Annotated in this window: 17 protein-coding genes; 15 read left to right on the top strand and 2 right to left on the bottom strand. The window is 61.6% G+C overall.

Features of this window, described 5'->3' with window-relative positions; translation table 11 throughout:
- Positions 1-239 precede the first annotated feature (239 nt).
- The 4 genes from ACODS9_RS15415 (at position 240) to ACODS9_RS15430 (ending at position 3,234) form a co-directional block, all read left to right on the top strand.
- Entirely contained in the window at positions 240-1,682 is a 1,443-nt protein-coding gene (locus ACODS9_RS15415) for an aminotransferase-like domain-containing protein (protein ID WP_038706507.1), read from the top strand.
- Between the two features lie 62 nt (positions 1,683-1,744).
- Positions 1,745-2,233 carry a hypothetical protein gene (locus ACODS9_RS15420; protein WP_489094224.1) on the top strand — a complete coding sequence of 163 codons (489 nt, stop codon included), beginning with the start codon at positions 1,745-1,747 and terminating at the stop codon, positions 2,231-2,233.
- 107 nt (positions 2,234-2,340) lie between these two features.
- Entirely contained in the window at positions 2,341-2,595 is a 255-nt protein-coding gene (locus tag ACODS9_RS15425) for a YkgJ family cysteine cluster protein (RefSeq protein WP_023628900.1), read from the top strand.
- A 33-nt stretch (positions 2,596-2,628) separates the two neighbouring features.
- Complete coding sequence (locus ACODS9_RS15430; protein WP_110704459.1) at positions 2,629-3,234, top strand: START domain-containing protein; 606 nt, start codon at positions 2,629-2,631, stop codon at positions 3,232-3,234.
- Between the two features lie 69 nt (positions 3,235-3,303).
- On the opposite strand, the gene gltA is transcribed toward ACODS9_RS15430, so the two are convergent.
- Entirely contained in the window at positions 3,304-4,593 is a 1,290-nt protein-coding gene (gltA, locus tag ACODS9_RS15435; RefSeq protein ID WP_046854764.1) for a citrate synthase, read from the bottom strand.
- Positions 4,594-4,945: 352 nt separating this feature from the next.
- Here gltA and sdhC point away from each other — a divergent pair, with 352 nt between their 5' ends.
- From sdhC to ACODS9_RS15490, 11 genes are all read left to right on the top strand, one after another.
- Positions 4,946-5,332 carry a succinate dehydrogenase, cytochrome b556 subunit gene (gene sdhC / locus ACODS9_RS15440; protein ID WP_023628897.1) on the top strand — a complete coding sequence of 129 codons (387 nt, stop codon included), beginning with the start codon at positions 4,946-4,948 and terminating at the stop codon, positions 5,330-5,332.
- Positions 5,326-5,694 carry a succinate dehydrogenase, hydrophobic membrane anchor protein gene (sdhD, locus tag ACODS9_RS15445; RefSeq protein ID WP_023628896.1) on the top strand — a complete coding sequence of 123 codons (369 nt, stop codon included), beginning with the start codon at positions 5,326-5,328 and terminating at the stop codon, positions 5,692-5,694. Before sdhC ends, sdhD begins: the two co-directional genes overlap by 7 nt.
- Before the next feature lie 3 nt (positions 5,695-5,697).
- Positions 5,698-7,470 carry a succinate dehydrogenase flavoprotein subunit gene (gene sdhA / locus ACODS9_RS15450; protein ID WP_023628895.1) on the top strand — a complete coding sequence of 591 codons (1,773 nt, stop codon included), beginning with the start codon at positions 5,698-5,700 and terminating at the stop codon, positions 7,468-7,470.
- Between the two features lie 11 nt (positions 7,471-7,481).
- The gene (locus ACODS9_RS15455; protein WP_172231853.1) at positions 7,482-8,186 is read left to right on the top strand and encodes a succinate dehydrogenase iron-sulfur subunit; all 705 of its coding nucleotides are present in this window, start codon (positions 7,482-7,484) and stop codon (positions 8,184-8,186) included.
- 246 nt (positions 8,187-8,432) lie between these two features.
- Positions 8,433-11,264, top strand: a complete 2,832-nt coding sequence (locus tag ACODS9_RS15460) for a 2-oxoglutarate dehydrogenase E1 component (protein ID WP_046854765.1) — start codon at positions 8,433-8,435, stop codon at positions 11,262-11,264.
- A gap of 42 nt (positions 11,265-11,306) precedes the next feature.
- Positions 11,307-12,533 (top strand): 2-oxoglutarate dehydrogenase complex dihydrolipoyllysine-residue succinyltransferase, encoded by a 1,227-nt coding sequence (gene odhB / locus ACODS9_RS15465; RefSeq protein ID WP_046854766.1) that lies wholly within the window; start codon positions 11,307-11,309, stop codon positions 12,531-12,533.
- A 90-nt stretch (positions 12,534-12,623) separates the two neighbouring features.
- The gene (lpdA, locus tag ACODS9_RS15470) at positions 12,624-14,060 is read left to right on the top strand and encodes a dihydrolipoyl dehydrogenase (RefSeq protein ID WP_046854767.1); all 1,437 of its coding nucleotides are present in this window, start codon (positions 12,624-12,626) and stop codon (positions 14,058-14,060) included.
- A 172-nt stretch (positions 14,061-14,232) separates the two neighbouring features.
- Positions 14,233-15,399: an ADP-forming succinate--CoA ligase subunit beta gene (gene sucC / locus ACODS9_RS15475; RefSeq protein ID WP_023629628.1), complete on the top strand. Its 1,167-nt coding sequence runs from the start codon at positions 14,233-14,235 to the stop codon at positions 15,397-15,399.
- A complete protein-coding gene (gene sucD / locus ACODS9_RS15480; RefSeq protein ID WP_004376004.1) occupies positions 15,399-16,283 on the top strand; it encodes a succinate--CoA ligase subunit alpha in 885 nt (294 codons plus the stop codon). Before sucC ends, sucD begins: the two co-directional genes overlap by 1 nt.
- Before the next feature lie 389 nt (positions 16,284-16,672).
- A complete protein-coding gene (gene brnQ, locus ACODS9_RS15485; RefSeq protein ID WP_367858322.1) occupies positions 16,673-17,986 on the top strand; it encodes a branched-chain amino acid transport system II carrier protein in 1,314 nt (437 codons plus the stop codon).
- Between the two features lie 191 nt (positions 17,987-18,177).
- A complete protein-coding gene (locus ACODS9_RS15490; RefSeq protein WP_489094225.1) occupies positions 18,178-18,927 on the top strand; it encodes a DUF599 domain-containing protein in 750 nt (249 codons plus the stop codon).
- 67 nt (positions 18,928-18,994) lie between these two features.
- Here ACODS9_RS15490 and ACODS9_RS15495 read toward each other — a convergent pair whose 3' ends face one another.
- Positions 18,995-19,270, bottom strand: a complete 276-nt coding sequence (locus ACODS9_RS15495; RefSeq protein WP_046854770.1) for a hypothetical protein — start codon at positions 19,268-19,270, stop codon at positions 18,995-18,997.
- Between the last annotated feature and the right edge of the window lie 4 nt (positions 19,271-19,274).

Here is a 19,274-nt window from a genome sequence, read left to right on the forward strand (position 1 = left end):
AACGGCAACGGCAACGGCAACGGCAACGGCAACGGCAACGGCAACGGCAACGGCAGTATCAAAGGTAATTTGAGCGTTCGTCGGCGCGCCGACGTGGTCGGCTATCACTTCTCTGTCACGTAACTGTATTGTTGGCTATTCTCCGATCTGTCCCAGTACACTTCGTAACTGTTACGGTATTCTGGCCCCGCAGTGACCCACACAAGAACAATGACCCGTCAGCGCTTCGAGAACACGCCATGACCAACCTGCTGCTGTACCAGCGCATTGCCCAGCAACTGGCCGATGACATCCGCCGGGGTGTCTACCAGCCGGGGGAGCGGGTGCCGTCGGTGCGCAAGATGAGCGCGCAGCTCAATGTCAGCCATGCCACCGTGCTGCAGGCTTACGCCAATCTCGAGGACCAGGGCCTGATACGTGCCCGGCCGCAGTCCGGCTACTACGTCCACCAGACCCCGGCGTTGACGGCGCAGACCCCGGATATCGCGCGGGTCGAGCGCCCGGGCCTGGTCACCCGGGCAAGCATCATCCAGCAAGTGCTGGTCGAGGCGCGGCGCGATGGGGTATTCCCGTTCGGCGCCGCGGTGCCGCATGTGGACTACCTGCCCGTGCGTGCCCTGCACCAGCAATTGGCCAAGGTGACGCGCTTCCACAGCCCGCGTGCCTTCAGCTACATGTTCAGCCCGGGTTTCGAACCGCTGCGCCGGCAGATCGCCATCCGCATGCGTGATGCAGGCGTGCTGGTCGATCCGCGTGAAGTGGTGGTCACCCACGGCTGTGTCGATGCCCTGCAGATGGCGCTGCGGGTGCTGACCCGGCCGGGCGACCTGATCGCTGCCGAATCGCCCACATACTACGGCCTGCTGCAGTTGGCCGACCTATTGGGGCTCAAGGTCATCGAGATTCCCAGCGACCCATCTACCGGTATCAGCCTGGAGGCCCTGCAACTGGCCGCCAACCAGTGGTCGATCAAGGCGCTCGTACTGACGGCGCGCTTGAGCAATCCCCTGGGCGGCACCATCCCCGAGGAGCGGCAGAAACAGTTGCTGCGCCTGGCCTCCGACTTCGACATACAGATCGTCGAGGATGATATCTACGGCGAACTGATGTTCGAGCAGGGGCGCACCAAGGCGCTCAAGGCGTTCGATCGCCTCGACCGGGTGATCTACTGCTCGAGCTTCTCCAAGACCCTGTCGCCAGGGGTGCGGGTCGGCTGGATGATCGCCGGGCGCTACCAGGACGAGATCCAGCGCCTGCAGACTTTCACCACGCACTCGGCCTGCAGTGTCACGCAGATGGCGGTGGCTGCCTACCTGGAGAACGGCGGCTACGATCGCCACCTGCGCTACATTCGCCAGGAATATCGCAAGAACCTTAGTGCCTACCAGCTGGCGGTGCAGCAGCATTTCCCGGAAGGCACGCAGATGACCCGGCCCACTGGCGGATTCATCCTCTGGGTCAGCCTGCCGGGGCGGGTCAATACCCAGGAGCTGCATGTGCGGGCACTGGAGCAGGGGATCAGTATCGCGCCGGGGCTGATCTTCAGTAATACGGAGCAGTTCAACCACTGTATCCGGCTTAATTGCGGTATTCCCTGGAACCGCGAGGCGGAGCGCGCGGTGATGACCCTGGGGCTGTTGGCCCAACAATTGTGCCGCGAGCCGACAGGTTCACTTTTGTAGGCTTGTCAGATGAGCGGCGAACAGGGAGCATACGCGTTTTGCAGCTTACGCTCCCGGTACCCATGAACCTGTTTCGTCCTCTTGTCATTGCCCTGTGTTGCGCGTTGCCCTGGCTGCCGGCCGGAGCGGTGCAGGCTGCCGAGCCTGCTGCCAAGGCGCAGGTGGTGCACAAGTCGGCGGCCAAGGCTGCAGCCAAGCCGGCAGCCAAGCCGGCAGCCAAGCCCAAGGCCAAACCAAAGGCCAAACCAAAGGCCAAGCCCAAGGCGAAGGCCAAGCCTGTCAGCAAGGCTGTCGCCAAACCGCTGCCCAAGCCGAAAATCGACCTGAGCCTGCCGAGTGAGATGGTCAGGCATCTCGAACCGGACCTGGGTGACGGGCCGGTGGTGCGCAAGCCTCTGCTGCCGTCGATGTTCCCTACCAAGCCGGAGTCCGACAGCAGCCCGTTCCAGCTCAACGGCCGACTGATCAGCAACGAAATGCAGCTGCAGTTGCGCAACGACAGCCGGCGTGATGTCGACGGCGCGGCGATCGATTTCGAATTCCGCAACTGACTGCCGGGTCACGGTCTTTTTCATTCGCTCGGCAATTTCAAACATATGTTTGAGCGGTTAGTATCCAGGGACGTTCGTCCCGTTTTGCTCCTGGGAGTCCTGTTGTCATGAAATGCCGCGAGGGCTGCGGTGCCTGCTGCATCGCCCCGTCCATCAGTTCGCCTATCCCCGGCATGCCGCAGGGTAAGCCGGCCGGCGAACGCTGCCTGCACCTTAATGTCGAAAACCTCTGTGCGCTGTTCGGCAAGCCCGAGCGACCGCAGGTGTGTGGCGGCTTCAAGGCGGAAGCGGACATCTGTGGCAACGATCGTGACGAGGCCATCCGCATCATCGGGTGGCTGGAGCAGATGACGGCGGCGTGACAGGTTGGATCCTCGACAACAAGGAACAAGATGATGAGATCGATCAAGCGTATTGCACTGCTGTGTGGCATGGGTGTCGTGCTGGCACCCACGGCCTGGGCCGAGAACTGGCAGGTGGCCAAGGACGAGGAGGGGATCAAGGTGTCCCTCAGCGAGGTGGCCGGTTCCAAGTACAAGGCCTACCGTGGCGTGACCGTGATCAAGGCGCCGCTGGCCAAGGTCAAGGCGTTGCAGGAGGACGTGGCCGGGGCCTGCGCCTGGATCCACGAGTGCAAGTCGCAGAAACTGCTCAAGAGCGAGGGCGACCAGAGCTGGACCTACACCCAGTTCAATACGCCATGGCCGGTGACACCACGCGATTCCGTCCTGCATGTGACCACTGTCCAGGAGGCTGATGGCAGCCTGACCCGCAAGCTTGAGGAGCAGCCGAAGTATCTGCCGGAGGAAAAGGGCTTCGTGCGCGTCGCCCAGGTAGAGGGCTACTGGAAGCTGGTGCCCAAGGGTGACAGCACCGAGGTGACCTATCAGGTGCACACCGAGCCAGGTGGCAGCGTGCCGTCCTGGCTGGCCAACAAGTTCGTGGTGGATGCACCGTTCAATACCCTGAAGGGGTTGAAGGAGCGTGCCGAGAAACAGTGATCGGCGCCGGTAATGCAGAAACAAGAAAGGCTGCCCGAGGGCAGCCTTTTTGCGTTCGGCCGAAAAGGCTTACTTGCGGTCTTTCAGCTCGACGATGTCACGCTGCTCGTAGCCGGTGTACAGCTGGCGCGGGCGGCCGATCTTGTACGGGCTGGAGAGCATTTCCTTCCAGTGCGAGATCCAGCCGACGGTCCGCGCCAGGGCGAAGATCACGGTGAACATGCTGGTTGGAATACCGATGGCCTTGAGGATGATGCCCGAGTAGAAGTCGACGTTCGGGTACAGCGAGCGCTCGACGAAGTACGGATCGGTCAGGGCGATCTCTTCCAGGCGCATGGCCAGTTCCAGCTGCGGGTCGTTCTTGATGCCCAGCTCGCTGAGCACTTCGTCGCAGGTCTTCTTCATCACGGTGGCGCGCGGGTCGCGGTTCTTGTACACGCGGTGACCGAAGCCCATGAGCTTGAACGGATCGTTCTTGTCCTTGGCCTTGGCGATGAACTTGTCGATGTTCGAGACATCGCCGATTTCATCGAGCATGGTCAGTACGGCTTCGTTCGCACCGCCGTGGGCAGGGCCCCACAGTGCGGCGATGCCGGCGGCGATACAGGCGAACGGGTTGGCGCCCGAGGAGCCCGCCAGGCGCACGGTGGAGGTGGAGGCGTTCTGCTCGTGGTCGGCGTGGAGGATGAAGATCCGGTCCATCGCCTTGGCCAGCACCGGGCTGATCGGTTTGATCTCGCACGGGGTGTTGAACATCATGTGCAGGAAGTTTTCCGCGTACGACAGGTCGTTGCGCGGGTACATCATGGGCTGGCCCATGGAGTACTTGTAGACCATCGCGGCCAGGGTCGGCATTTTCGCGACCAGGCGTACCGCGGAGATTTCGCGGTGCTGCGGGTTATTGATGTCCAGCGAGTCGTGATAGAACGCCGACAGGGCGCCGACCACGCCGCACATCACCGCCATCGGGTGGGCGTCGCGGCGGAAGCCGTTGAAGAACGACTTCAGCTGCTCGTGAACCATGGTGTGGTTCTTCACGGTGCTGACGAACTGGGCCTTCTGCTCGGCATTCGGCAGTTCGCCGTTGAGCAGCAGGTAGCAGGTCTCGAGGTAGTCCGACTGTTCGGCGAGCTGTTCGATCGGGTAGCCGCGGTGCAGCAGCACGCCCTTGTCGCCATCGATGTAGGTGATCTTCGACTCGCACGAGGCGGTCGCCATGAAACCAGGGTCGAAGGTGAAGTGGCCTGATGCCCCCAACCCGCGGACGTCGATAACATCGGGACCAACGGTGCCGGTTAAAATGGGCAGCTCGACGGGGGCAGCGCCCTCGATGATCAACTGCGCTTTTTTGTCAGCCATGTGGCCTCCTATTAATGCTTGAAATCATCAGACAGACCCCCCACGCAGGGCCCGCACCACTATAGAGGGATAAATTCGAATGTCAATTTGCCTAAAGGCTGGTTGAAACGCCCTCTGAGGCCTGATTTTTCACGAAATTCTCGCCCGTTTACGCCTTTTGTCCCTTAAAGGCAATGCGATATTTGGGCTAGCCCCTCACGTTGTCATAAGCAGCCTAACTGTCTATACTCGGCAGCCGACTCCCAGGGGCTTCCAAGCCCGCCCTGCTGGGTGTCGTCGCTCTCCTGGGTGGTGGGTACCTGACCAGTACACTTACCAACAACTTTGCCCTGTTAGCTAGGGGCTCTTCAGTGTGAAAAAAGCCGTGAAAAGCCAACGACCTGTAAACCTAGACCTAAGGACCATCAAACTCCCGATCACCGCGTACACGTCCATTCTTCACCGTATTTCCGGCGTCATCCTCTTCCTCGGCCTTGCCATCATGCTGTACGCACTGGGCAAGTCGCTGGGTTCGGAGGAAGGCTTTGCCGAGGTGAAGGCGTGTCTGACCAGTCCGCTGGCCAAACTGGTGACCTGGGGCCTGCTGTCCGGCCTGCTGTACCACCTCGTGGCAGGTGTGCGCCACCTGATCATGGACATGGGTGTCGGTGAGACGCTGGAAGGCGGCAAGCTGGGCTCGAAAATCGTGATCGTCATCTCCGTGGTGCTGATCGTTCTGGCAGGAGTTTGGGTATGGTAACTAACGTCACGAACCTGTCGCGTTCGGGCCTCTACGACTGGATGGCGCAGCGCGTCTCGGCGGTCGTTCTCGCGGCTTACTTCATTTTCCTGATCGGCTACCTCGCCGCCCACCCGGGCATCGACTACGCCCAGTGGCACGCTCTGTTCACCAACAATGCGATGCGCATCTTCAGTCTGCTGGCCCTCGTTGCCCTGGGCGCCCACGCCTGGGTCGGCATGTGGACCATTGCCACCGACTACCTGACGCCGATGGCGTTCGGCAAGTCGGCGACTGCGATTCGTTTCCTGTTCCAGGCGGTATGCGGCGTTGCGATGTTCGCTTACTTCGTCTGGGGTGTGCAGATTCTCTGGGGTATCTGATTCATGGCTAACATTCCAACCATTTCCTTCGACGCCATCATCATCGGTGGCGGCGGCGCGGGCATGCGCGCAGCACTGCAACTGGCTCAAGGCGGCCACAAGACCGCCGTAGTCACCAAGGTGTTCCCGACCCGTTCGCATACCGTTTCCGCCCAGGGCGGCATCACCTGCGCCATCGCTTCGGCCGACCCGAACGACGACTGGCGCTGGCACATGTACGATACCGTCAAGGGTTCCGACTACATCGGTGACCAGGACGCTATCGAATACATGTGTCAGGAAGGCCCGGCCGCGGTCTTCGAGCTGGACCACATGGGCCTGCCGTTCTCGCGTACCGAAACCGGCCGTATCTACCAGCGTCCGTTCGGTGGCCAGTCCAAGGACTTCGGCAAGGGCGGCCAGGCTGCCCGTACCTGCGCAGCCTCCGACCGTACCGGTCACGCGCTGCTGCACACCCTGTACCAGGGCAACCTGAAGGCAGGCACCACCTTCCTCAACGAGTACTACGCCGTTGACCTGGTGAAGAACCAGGACGGCGCGTTCGTCGGTGTGATCGCGATCTGCATCGAAACCGGCGAAACCATGTACATCAAGTCCAAGGCCACCGTGCTGGCGACTGGCGGTGCTGGCCGTATCTACGCCTCCACCACCAACGCCCTGATCAATACCGGCGACGGTATCGGCATGGCCCTGCGTGCCGGCGTGCCGGTGCAGGACATCGAGATGTGGCAGTTCCACCCGACCGGCATCGCCGGCGCCGGTGTACTGGTCACCGAAGGTTGCCGCGGTGAGGGTGGCTACCTGATCAACGCCCACGGCGAGCGCTTCATGGAGCGTTACGCGCCGAACGCGAAAGACCTGGCCGGCCGCGACGTGGTCGCCCGTTCCATGGTCAAGGAAATCATCGCCGGCAACGGCGTGGGCCCGAACAAGGACCACGTGCTGCTGAAGCTGGATCACCTGGGCGAGGAAGTGCTGCACAGCCGCCTGCCAGGTATCTGCGAGCTGTCCAAGACCTTCGCCCACGTCGACCCAGTGGTCGCCCCGGTACCGGTCGTGCCGACCTGCCACTACATGATGGGCGGCGTTGCCACCAACATTCATGGCCAGGCCATCACCATGGACGCCGAAGGCAAGGATCACATCATCCCGGGCCTGTTCGCCGTGGGTGAAGTGGCTTGCGTATCGGTCCACGGCGCCAACCGCCTGGGCGGTAACTCGCTGCTCGACCTGGTGGTGTTCGGCCGTGCCGCCGGCCTGCACCTGGAAAAGGCGCTGACCGAAGGCGTCGAGTACCGCGATGCCAGCGACACCGACGTCGATGTTGCGCTGAACCGCCTGAACAAGCTCAACGAGCGTACCAGCGGCGAAGACGTGGCAAGCCTGAAGCGCGAACTGCAGAGCTGCATGCAGAACTACTTCGGTGTATTCCGTACCGGCGAATACATGCAGAAGGGTATCGAGCAACTGGCTGGCCTGCGTGACCGCATCGCCAACGTCAAGATCAACGACAAGTCCCAGGCCTTCAACACCGCGCGTATCGAAGCGCTGGAGCTGCAGAACCTGCTGGAAGTCGCCGAAGCTACCGCCATCGCGGCCGAAGCCCGTAAAGAGTCCCGCGGCGCGCACGCCCGTGAAGACTTCGAAGACCGTGACGACGAGAACTGGCTGTGCCACACCCTGTACTACCCGGGTGAGAAGCGCGTTGCCAAGCGCGGCGTCAACTTTGCGCCGAAGACAGTTCCTGCCTTCGAACCAAAAGTCCGGACTTACTAAGGGTGGCTGCTATGTTGAAAGTCGAAGTTTATCGCTACAACCCCGACACCGACTCGGCGCCCAAGATGGAGTCGTTCGACGTCGATACCGGCGGCAAGGACCTTATGGTTCTGGACGTGCTGGCACTGATCAAGGAAAAGGACGAGGGCTTCTCGTACCGTCGCTCCTGCCGTGAAGGCGTGTGCGGTTCCGATGGCATGAACATGAACGGCAAGAATGGCCTGGCCTGCATCACCCCGCTGTCGGGTGTGGTCAAGGGCAACAAGCTGATCCTGCGTCCGCTGCCTGGCCTGCCGGTCATTCGTGACCTGGTGGTCGATATGAGCATCTTCTACAAGCAGTACGAGAAGGTGAAGCCATTCCTGCAGAACGACACGCCGGCTCCGGCCATCGAGCGTCTGCAGTCGCCGGAAGACCGCGACAAGCTGGACGGTCTGTACGAGTGCATCCTGTGCGCTTGCTGCTCGACCTCCTGCCCATCGTTCTGGTGGAACCCGGACAAGTTCCTGGGCCCCGCCGCCTTGCTGCAGGCCTACCGTTTCCTGGCCGACAGCCGCGACACCAAGACTCAGGAGCGCCTGGCGTCCCTGGATGACCCGTTCAGCGTGTTCCGCTGCCGCGGGATCATGAACTGCGTGAACGTTTGCCCGAAGGGTCTGAACCCGACCAAGGCGATCGGCCACGTACGTAACATGCTGCTGCAAAGCGGCACCTGATTCAAAGCGTTGTACCTGCAGTAAGCCGAGGTGCGGGTGGTGAGCCCGCACTGAGGTAAAACCCGAGCAAGGGCCCACAAAGCCCGCGCTCATTACCTATGAAGATATGAGACCAGCAGGGGCTTTCCGGGCTGGTACCCGGAAAATCAGCAGGATCCAAGTGGCGTGGTTCAGTCGCTGTGTTCGGACTTTTCCAGGTTTGCTGTGGCTCTCGCCGATCAGTCCCCTAACCGAGGGTGACCAAGCATGCAAGAAAGCGTGATGCAGCGCATGTGGGAAAGCGCCCACCTTTCAGGTGGTAACGCTGCATATGTGGAAGAGCTTTATGAGCTCTACCTGCACGACCCTAACGCTGTGCCAGAAGAGTGGCGCACCTACTTCCAGAAGTTGCCCGCCGACGGCAGCACCGCTACCGATGTATCGCACTCGACGATCCGCGACCATTTCGTACTGCTGGCAAAGAACCAGCGCCGCGCCCAACCGGTTTCCGCCGGGAGCGTGAGCAGTGAACACGAGAAGAAGCAGGTTGAAGTGCTGCGACTGATCCAGGCCTATCGTATGCGCGGCCATCAGGCTGCCAAGCTCGACCCGTTGGGGTTGTGGCAGCGTCCTGCGCCCGTAGACCTGTCGATCAATCACTACGGCTTGACCAATGCCGATCTTGATACGACCTTCCGTGCCGGCGACCTGTTCATCGGCAAAGAGGAAGCGAGCCTACGCGAAATTTCCGAAGCGCTGCAGAAGACATATTGTCGCACCATTGGCGCCGAGTTCACCCACATCGTCGATTCCGAGCAGCGCAGCTGGTTCCAGCAGCGTCTGGAAAGCGTGCGTGGCCGTCCGGAATTCTCCGCTGACGTGCAGGCCCACCTGCTCGAGCGCGTCACGGCCGGTGAGGGCCTGGAGAAGTACCTGGGCACCAAGTACCCGGGCACCAAGCGCTTCGGCCTCGAGGGCGGCGAAAGCCTGATCCCGATGCTGGACGAAATGATCCAGCGCTCCGGTTCGTACGGCACCAAGGAAGTCGTGATCGGCATGGCCCACCGCGGCCGCCTGAACGTGCTCGTCAACACCTTCGGCAAGAACCCGCGCGAGCTGTTCGACGAGTTCGAAGGCAAGAAGATGAACGAGCTGGGCTCCGGTGACGTGAAGTATCACCAGGGCTTCTCCTCCAACGTGATGACCGCCGGTGGCGAAGTTCACCTGGCCATGGCGTTCAACCCTTCCCACCTGGAAATCGTCTCGCCAGTGGTGGAAGGTTCGGTTCGCGCCCGCCAGGATCGCCGCAACGACACCGTTGGCGACAAGGTCCTGCCGATCTCGATCCACGGCGACGCAGCGTTCGCCGGCCAGGGCGTGGTCATGGAAACCTTCCAGATGTCGCAGACCCGCGGTTTCAAGACCGGCGGCACCGTGCACATCGTGATCAACAACCAGGTTGGTTTCACCATCAGCAACCCGCTGGACTCGCGTTCCACCGAGTACGCCACCGACGTTGCCAAGATGATCCAGGCGCCGATCCTGCACGTGAACGGCGATGACCCGGAAGCGGTGCTGTTCGTCACCCAGCTGGCCATCGACTACCGCATGCAGTTCAAGCGTGACGTGGTCATCGACCTGGTCTGCTACCGTCGCCGCGGCCACAACGAGGCCGACGAGCCAAACGGTACCCAGCCGCTGATGTACCAGCAGATCAGCAAGCAGCGCACCACCCGTGAGCTGTATGCCGACGCCCTGATCCAGGCCGGCCGCATCGATGCCGAGCGCGCACAGGCCAAGATCGACGACTACCGCAACGCGCTGGACAACGGCCTGCACGTGGTCAAGAGCCTGGTCAAGGAGCCGAACCGCGAGCTGTTCGTCGACTGGCGCCCATACCTGGGCCATGCCTGGACCGCGCGTCACGACACCCGCTTCGACCTCAAGACCCTGCAGGAACTGTCGGCCAAGCTGCTCGAGCTGCCGGAAGGCTTCGTCGTCCAGCGCCAGGTGTCGAAGATCTACGAAGACCGCCAGAAGATGCAGGCCGGTGGCTTGCCGATCAACTGGGGTTACGCGGAGACCATGGCCTACGCCACCCTGCAGTTCGAAGGTCACCCGATCCGCATGACCGGCCAGGACATCGGCCGTGGCACCTTCTCGCACCGTCACGCGGTGCTGCACAACCAGAAGGACGCCAGCACCTACGTGCCGCTGCAGAACCTGTTCCCGGGCCAGCCGCGTTTCGACCTGTACGACTCCTTCCTTTCGGAAGAAGCGGTACTGGCCTTCGAATACGGCTACTCGACCACCACGCCGAACGCGCTGGTGATCTGGGAAGCCCAGTTCGGCGACTTCGCCAACGGCGCGCAAGTGGTGATCGACCAGTTCATCACCAGCGGCGAGCACAAGTGGGGCCGCCTGTGCGGTCTGACCATGCTGCTGCCACACGGCTATGAAGGGCAGGGCCCGGAGCACTCCTCCGCGCGTCTGGAGCGTTACCTGCAGCTGTGCGCCGAGCACAACATCCAGGTGTGCGTGCCAACCACCCCGGCACAGATCTACCACCTGCTGCGTCGTCAGGTCATCCGTCCGCTGCGCAAGCCGCTGGTCGTGCTGACGCCCAAGTCGCTGCTGCGCCACAAGCTGGCCATCTCGACCCTGGAAGACCTGGCCGAAGGCTCGTTCCAGACCGTGATCCCGGAAATCGATACCCTCGATCCGGCCAAGGTCGAACGCATCGTCCTGTGCAGCGGCAAGGTCTACTACGACCTGCTGGAAAAACGCCGTGCCGAAGGCCGCGAAGACATCGCCATCGTGCGTATCGAGCAGCTGTATCCGTTCCCTGAGGACGACCTGGTCGAGATCCTTGCGCCTTACACCAACCTCAAGGCAGCGGTGTGGTGTCAGGAAGAACCGATGAACCAGGGCGCCTGGTACAGCAGCCAGCACCACATGCGCCGTATCCTGGGCCGCCACAACAAGGCACTGGTCCTGGAATACGCCGGCCGCGACGCTTCCGCCGCGCCAGCCTGTGGTTACGCTTCGAAGCACGCCGAACAGCAGGAAAAACTGCTGCAAGACGCCTTCACTGTCTAACGCCTTCGCGCACCTGAAACCGAATTTAAGGAAACACAGATAATGGCTATCGAGATCAAAGCCCCAACCTTCCCGGAATCGGTTGCCGATGGCACCGTTGCCACCTGGCACAAGCAGCCGGGCGACGCCGTCAAGCGTGACGAACTGATCGTCGACATCGAAACCGACAAAGTCGTCCTGGAAGTCCTGGCCACCGCCGATGGCGTGCTGGGCGCAATCGTCAAGGGCGAGGGCGACACCGTCCTGTCCGACGAAGTGCTGGGTTCGATCGTTGAAGGCGGCGCCGCCGCCGCTGCACCAGCTGCCGCTCCGGCCGCTGCTGCTCCGGCCGCCGCTGCTGCCGCCGACGCTGGCGAAGACGACCCGGTTGCCGCGCCTGCCGCGCGCAAGCTGGCCGAAGAGAACGGCATCGACCTGGCTACCGTTGCCGGCACCGGCAAAGGCGGTCGCATCACCAAGGAAGACGTGGTTGCAGCTGTTGCCAACAAGAAGTCCGCGCCTGCCGCCGCTCCGGCTGCCAAGCCTGCCGCTGCTGCCGCCGCCCCGGTTGTGGTTGCCGCCGGCGACCGCACCGAGAAGCGCGTGCCGATGACCCGCCTGCGCGCCAAGATCGCCGAGCGTCTGGTCGAAGCCCAGTCGAACATGGCGATGCTGACCACCTTCAACGAAGTCGACATGACCGAAGTCATGGCCCTGCGTTCGAAGTACAAGGACCTGTTCGAGAAGACCCACAATGGCGTGCGCCTGGGCTTCATGTCGTTCTTCGTCAAGGCTGCCACCGAGGCGCTGAAGCGCTTCCCGGCGGTCAACGCCTCGATCGACGGCAACGACATCGTCTACCACGGTTTCGCTGACGTCGGCGTCGCCGTCTCCAGCGATCGCGGCCTGGTGGTTCCGGTCCTGCGCAACGCCGAGTCGATGTCGCTGGCCGAAATCGAGAACGGCATCGCCACCTTCGGCAAGAAGGCCCGTGACGGCAAGCTGTCGATCGAAGAGATGACTGGCGGTACCTTCACCATCACCAACGGTGGTACCTTCGGCTCGATGATGTCGACCCCGATCGTCAACCCGCCGCAGGCTGCCATCCTGGGCATGCACAACATCATCCAGCGCCCGATGGCCATCAATGGCCAGGTCGTGATCCGTCCGATGATGTACCTGGCGCTGTCCTACGATCACCGCCTGATCGACGGCAAGGAAGCGGTAACCTTCCTGGTGACCATCAAGAACCTGCTGGAAGATCCGTCTCGCCTGCTGCTGGACATCTAATCAACTAGCTGCGCGCCGCCGGCCCCGTTATTCAAGAGACGGGGCCGTGCGGTACGCGGCTTGTAGCTTGTAGCTGATAAGGAATCTTTTATGACCCAGAAATTCGACGTAGTGGTGATTGGTGCAGGTCCTGGCGGCTATGTTGCCGCCATCAAGGCTGCCCAACTCGGTCTGAAGACTGCCTGTATCGAGAAGTACACCGACGCCGAGGGCAAGCTGGCCCTGGGCGGCACCTGCCTGAACGTAGGTTGCATTCCTTCCAAGGCGCTGCTGGACAGCTCCTGGAAGTACAAGGAAGCCAAAGAAAGCTTCAACGTCCACGGTATCTCCACTGGTGAAGTGAAGATGGACGTCGCCGCGATGGTTGGCCGCAAGGCCGGCATCGTCAAGAACCTGACCGGCGGTGTTGCCACCCTGTTCAAGGCCAACGGCGTTACTTCGATCCAGGGCCACGGCAAGCTGCTGGCCGGCAAGAAAGTCGAAGTCACCAAGGCTGACGGCACCACCGAAGTCATCGAAGCCGACAACGTGATCCTGGCTTCCGGCTCGCGTCCGATCGACATTCCACCGGCTCCGGTCGACCAGAACGTCATCGTCGACTCCACCGGCGCCCTGGAATTCCAGACCGTACCGAAGCGCCTGGGCGTCATCGGTGCCGGCGTGATCGGCCTGGAACTGGGCTCGGTCTGGGCTCGCCTGGGTGCTGAAGTCACCGTCCTGGAAGCCCTGGACACCTTCCTGATGGCTGCCGACACTGCCGTGTCGAAAGAAGCCCAGAAGACCCTGACCAAGCAAGGCCTGGACATCAAGCTGGGCGCTCGCGTCACCGGCTCGAAAGTCAATGGCAACGAAGTCGAAGTCACCTACACCAACGCCGAAGGCGAGCAGAAGATCACCTTCGACAAGCTGATCGTCGCGGTCGGCCGTCGTCCGGTGACCACTGACCTGCTGGCTGCCGACAGCGGTGTGACCATCGACGAGCGTGGCTACATCTTCGTCGATGACCACTGCGCTACCAGCGTTCCGGGCGTATTCGCCATCGGTGACGTGGTGCGTGGCATGATGCTGGCGCACAAGGCCTCGGAAGAGGGCATCATGGTTGTCGAGCGCATCAAGGGCCACAAGGCCCAGATGAACTACGACCTGATCCCGTCGGTCATCTACACCCACCCGGAAATCGCGTGGGTCGGCAAGACCGAACAAGCCTTGAAGGCCGAGGGTGTTGAGGTTAACGTAGGCACCTTCCCGTTCGCGGCCAGCGGCCGTGCGATGGCAGCCAACGATACCGGTGGTTTCGTCAAGGTCATCGCCGACGCCAAGACCGACCGCGTCCTGGGTGTTCACGTGATTGGCCCATCGGCTGCCGAACTGGTACAGCAGGGCGCAATCGCAATGGAATTCGGCACCAGTGCCGAGGATCTGGGCATGATGGTCTTCAGCCATCCGACCCTGTCCGAAGCGTTGCATGAAGCAGCGCTGGCGGTGAATGGCGGTGCCATTCACGTCGCCAACCGTAAGAAGCGTTAATTATAAGAAACCACGGCGGTCTGCCCGTCGTGGGTCTTGCGTGCAAGACTCACCGCGGAACGTCCGCCGGACCGGATCACATGGGAAAACCCGGGGTCAACGGTCACAGGTGGTGCGGCGCCAGTAATGGCGCAGCGCCGAAGCGCAGTACCTAACGAAGACGGTAAAAAGCATGAATCTTCACGAGTATCAGGGTAAGCAGCTGTTCGCTGAATACGGCCTGCCAGTTTCCAAGGGTTTCGCAGTCGACACCCCTGAAGCTGCAGCAGAAGCCTGCGACAAGATCGGCGGTTCCGAGTGGGTTGTAAAAGCCCAGGTTCACGCTGGTGGTCGCGGTAAAGCGGGCGGCGTCAAGCTGGTTCGCAGCAAGGAAGACGCCAAGGCGTTCGCTGCCCAGTGGCTTGGCAAGAACCTGGTTACCTACCAGACCGACGCCAATGGTCAGCCAGTTTCCAAGATCCTGGTCGAATCCTGCACTGACATCGCCAAAGAGCTGTACCTGGGCGCTGTAGTCGATCGTTCGAGCCGCCGCATCGTGTTCATGGCTTCCACCGAAGGTGGCGTGGACATCGAGAAAGTCGCTCACGACACTCCTGAGAAGATCCTCAAGGCCACCATCGATCCGCTGGTCGGCGCTCAGCCGTTCCAGGGTCGCGAGCTGGCGTTCCAGCTGGGCCTGGAAGGCAAGCAAGTTCAACAGTTCGCCAAGATCTTCGTAGGCCTGGCCAAGCTGTTCAAGGATCACGATCTGGCCCTGCTGGAAGTGAACCCGCTGGTGATCAAGGCCGATGGCGATCTGCACTGCCTCGATGCCAAGATCAACATCGACGCCAACGCCATGTACCGTCAGCCTAAGCTGAAGACCTTCCACGACCCGTCGCAGGACGACGCCCGTGAAGCCCACGCCGCCAAGTTCGAACTGAACTACGTTGCCCTCGAAGGCAACATCGGCTGCATGGTCAACGGTGCCGGCCTGGCCATGGGTACCATGGACATCGTCAACCTGCACGGCGGCAAGCCTGCCAACTTCCTCGACGTTGGCGGCGGCGCTACCAAAGAGCGCGTTACCGAAGCGTTCAAGATCATCCTGTCCGACAGCAATGTCGCGGCCGTACTGGTCAACATCTTCGGCGGCATCGTTCGCTGCGACATGATTGCCGAAGGCATCATCGGCGCGGTGAAAGAAGTCGGCGTCAAGGTTCCGGTCGTCGTTCGCCTCGAAGGCAACAACGCCGAACTGGGCGCTAAAGTACTGGCAGAAAGCGGTTTGAACATCATTGCGGCAACCAGCCTGACCGACGCTGCTCAACAAGTTGTCAAAGCTGCGGAGGGCAAGTAATGAGCGTCCTGATCAATAAAGACACCAAAGTCATCTGCCAGGGCTTCACCGGCTCGCAGGGTACTTTCCACTCCGAACAAGCCATCGCCTACGGCACCAAGATGGTCGGCGGCGTCACCCCGGGCAAGGGTGGCACCACCCACCTGGGCCTGCCGGTGTTCAACACCGTGAAAGAAGCCGTAGAAGCTACCGGCGCTGACGCGTCGGTCATCTACGTACCGGCTCCTTTCTGCAAGGACTCGATCCTGGAAGCCGCCTTCGGTGGCATCAAGCTGATCGTCTGCATCACCGAGGGTATCCCTACCCTCGACATGCTGGACGCCAAGGTCAAGTGCGACGAACTGGGCGTGACCCTGATCGGCCCGAACTGCCCAGGCGTGATCACTCCGGGCGAGTGCAAGATCGGCATCATGCCAGGTCACATCCACCTGCCAGGCAAGGTCGGTATCGTTTCGCGTTCCGGCACCCTGACCTACGAAGCTGTCAAGCAGACCACCGACGCCGGCTTCGGCCAGTCGACCTGCGTCGGCATCGGCGGTGACCCGATCCCGGGCTCCAACTTCATCGACATCCTGAAGCTGTTCCAGGAAGACCCGAAGACCGAAGCGATCGTCATGATCGGTGAGATCGGCGGTTCCGCTGAAGAAGAAGCCGCGGCCTACATCAAGGCCAACGTGACCAAGCCTGTCGTTTCCTACATCGCCGGTGTTACCGCACCTGCGGGCAAGCGCATGGGCCACGCTGGCGCCATCATTTCCGGTGGCAAGGGTACTGCGGACGAGAAGTTCGCCGCCCTGCAGGACGCTGGTGTGAAAACCGTGCGTTCCCTGGCTGACATCGGCAAGGCCCTGGCCGAGCTGACTGGCTGGGAAGTCAAGAAGTAAGTAACACGCAATACCCCCCACGCGCACAAAGGCCACCTTCGGGTGGCCTTTGTCGTTAATGGGGATCGCTTGGAAGATGGGGCTGCACACCTGCGGAAATTCCGATGGTCGCTATCAGGATTTTCAACCAGACATTCGTTTGAATACGCAATAAATTGTCGCCGAACACGTTCAACAAGACGACAAACACATACGCACATCGGACAAGCAGCACTGGGCCAGTGCGTTTGTCGGGCAAAACAGGTAGGCTACGCGTTCACTCTGTGCCCGTACCCCAAAAGGGAACGACACGCTAAACGGGTCTGGCTCACCAAGCCGGGCAGCATTTCCCTTCATCCTATGGGAAATCCCCTCCGACTCCCGATTTCAGCAGTGTGGTATTTCCTTAAATGAAAGTGTTAAAAGGCCAGGATATCCTGGCGCTTGGCTTTATGACGTTTGCGCTTTTCGTAGGCGCCGGCAACATCATCTTCCCGCCCATCGTCGGCCTGCAGTCTGGCCCGCACGTATGGATGGCCGCACTCGGCTTCCTGGTCACCGCCGTGGGCCTGCCGGTCATCACCGTGATCGCCCTGGCCAAGGTCGGTGGCGGCATGGACGCCCTGAGCAGCCCGATCGGCAAGTTCTTCGGCGGCCTGCTGGCGGCTGTGTGCTACCTCTCGGTCGGCCCGCTGTTCGCCACCCCACGCACCGCGACCGTGTCGTTCGAAGTAGGCGTGGCGCCGCTGACCGGTGAAAGCCCGCTGGCTCTGCTCATCTACAGCGTGGTGTATTTCGCCGTGGTCCTGGCCGTGTCGATGTACCCGGGCAAGCTGCTCGACACCGTGGGGCGTTTCCTCGCGCCGTTGAAGATCATCGCCCTGGCTGTGCTGGGCATCGCGGCGTTCGCATTGCCGGCCGGCACCATCGGCGAGGCCCAGCCTGCCTACGCCGCCGCTGCGTTCTCCAAAGGTTTCTCCGATGGTTACCTGACCATGGACACGCTGGGGGCGCTGGTCTTCGGTATCGTCATCGTCAATGCCATCCGTTCGCGTGGCGTCGAGTCGCCGAAGCTGATCACCCGCTATGCCATCATTGCTGGCCTGATTGCCGGCCTGGGCCTGGTCCTGGTGTATGTCAGCCTGTTCCGCCTCGGCGCGGGCAGCCATGACATCGCAGCCGATGCCACCAACGGTGCGATGGTATTGCATGCCTATGTGCAGCACACCTTCGGTTCGCTGGGCAGTGGTTTCCTGGCAGTACTGATCGCACTGGCCTGCCTGGTCACCGCCGTGGGTCTGACCTGCGCCTGTGCCGAATACTTCAGCCAGATCCTGCCGCTGTCGTACCGTGCCCTGGTGGTGATCCTGGCTGGGTTCTCGCTGGTGATCTCCAACCTGGGCCTGACCAAGCTGATCATGTTCTCGATTCCAGTGCTGACGGCGATCTACCCGCCGTGCATCGTGGTCGTGGGCCTGAGCTTCGTGAAGGACCTGTGGAACTCGCCAACCCGCATCCTGGCGCCGGTCATGCTGGTGTCGCTGGTGTTCGGCGTCGTCGACGCCATCAAGGGCAGCAGCTTCGCCCACGTGCTGCCTGACGCCCTGGCGCACCTGCCGTTCAGCAACGAAGGCATGGCCTGGCTGGTGCCTTCGGTAGTGACCCTGGCTGTCGCCGTGGTCTGCGACCGCATGCTGGGCAAGCCGCGCGAGGCGCTGGCCTGATGGATTGAAACCTGATGGACGGGGCGCTGGCCAAAAGCCGAAGGGCCCCCGTCAAAGGTGGATATCGAAACCCCGCTGCCGAAAGGCGCGGGGTTTTTTGTGGCCTGGGCCGACGCTATCGCGCGATGGCGTGTCTTTTAACGAATCCGGGCGTCGAACACCGGTCTGTTTCTCTTTAAAGGGATTCCTGCATGACCTTCATCCAAAACAACCTGGGCAACCTCCTGGCCGTCTGCTGGTTCGCCATCTGCTGGGGCGGCTACACCCGCTATGCCACCTGGAAGGGGCGGGATACCGCGTGCCTGGCCAGCGTGTTGCACCTTTACCGCGAGGATTGGATGCGCCGCATGCTGCTGCGCGACAACCGCATCGCCGATGCCAGCGTGATCGGCAACCTGGAGCGCAATGCATCGTTCTTCGCCTCCAGCACCCTGATCATTCTTGCCGGCATCCTCACCGTGCTCGGTGCGTCCGACCGCGCATTGTCGCTGCTGGCCGACCTGCCGCTGGTGCAGCAGGCGTCCCAAGGCATGTCGGAAATCAAGCTGCTGTGCCTGGCGACGGTGTTCGTCTATGCGTTCTTCACTTTCAGCTGGTGCATGCGTCAATACAACTTCGCCGCAGTGTTGGTGGGCTCGGCGCCGATGATAGGCGAACGTCAGGTCAACGAACTGGAACGCAAGGCTTTCGCCTCCCGGGCGGCGCGGGTGCTGTCGCTGGCCGCCAACCAGTTCAACCTGGGGTTGCGCTCGTATTACTTCGGCATGGCCATGTTGAGCTGGTTCATCAGCCCCTGGCTGTTCATGGCCATGAGCGTGGGCGTGGTGTTCATCCTGTATCGCCGTGAGTTCCACTCCCATGTACTGGAAGTGATGGTGTTCACGCCCACCGAAAGTGCACCGATAGAGGCGAGCAGGGACACTTCCGACAGTGCAGGCTGAAGCCTTTCAGCGTTAAATGACAGACATAAAAAAACCCGACAATGTCGGGTTTTTTTATGTCGCGAGATTACTGCTTGGCAGGCTCGGCAGGTGCAGTGGCCGGCGCTGGAGTGGAAGGCGCGGCTTCCTCGGCGGCCTTCTGCTGCGCTTCGGCCTGATCTTTGGCGGCTTCGGCGTTTTCCTTGGCGGCGTCGTTCATCTTATCCTGAGCTTCGCCCATCTTCTCTTGGGCTTGCTCGGCATGTTGCTGTGCGTCCTGGGCTTTGTCTTCGCTCGCTTTATCGCAAGCAGCCAGGCCCATGGCAGCGGCCAGCATCAGAGCAAAAGCAAAAGGTTTACGCATGGGG

Source organism: Pseudomonas sp. FG36 (genome assembly GCF_057809275.1).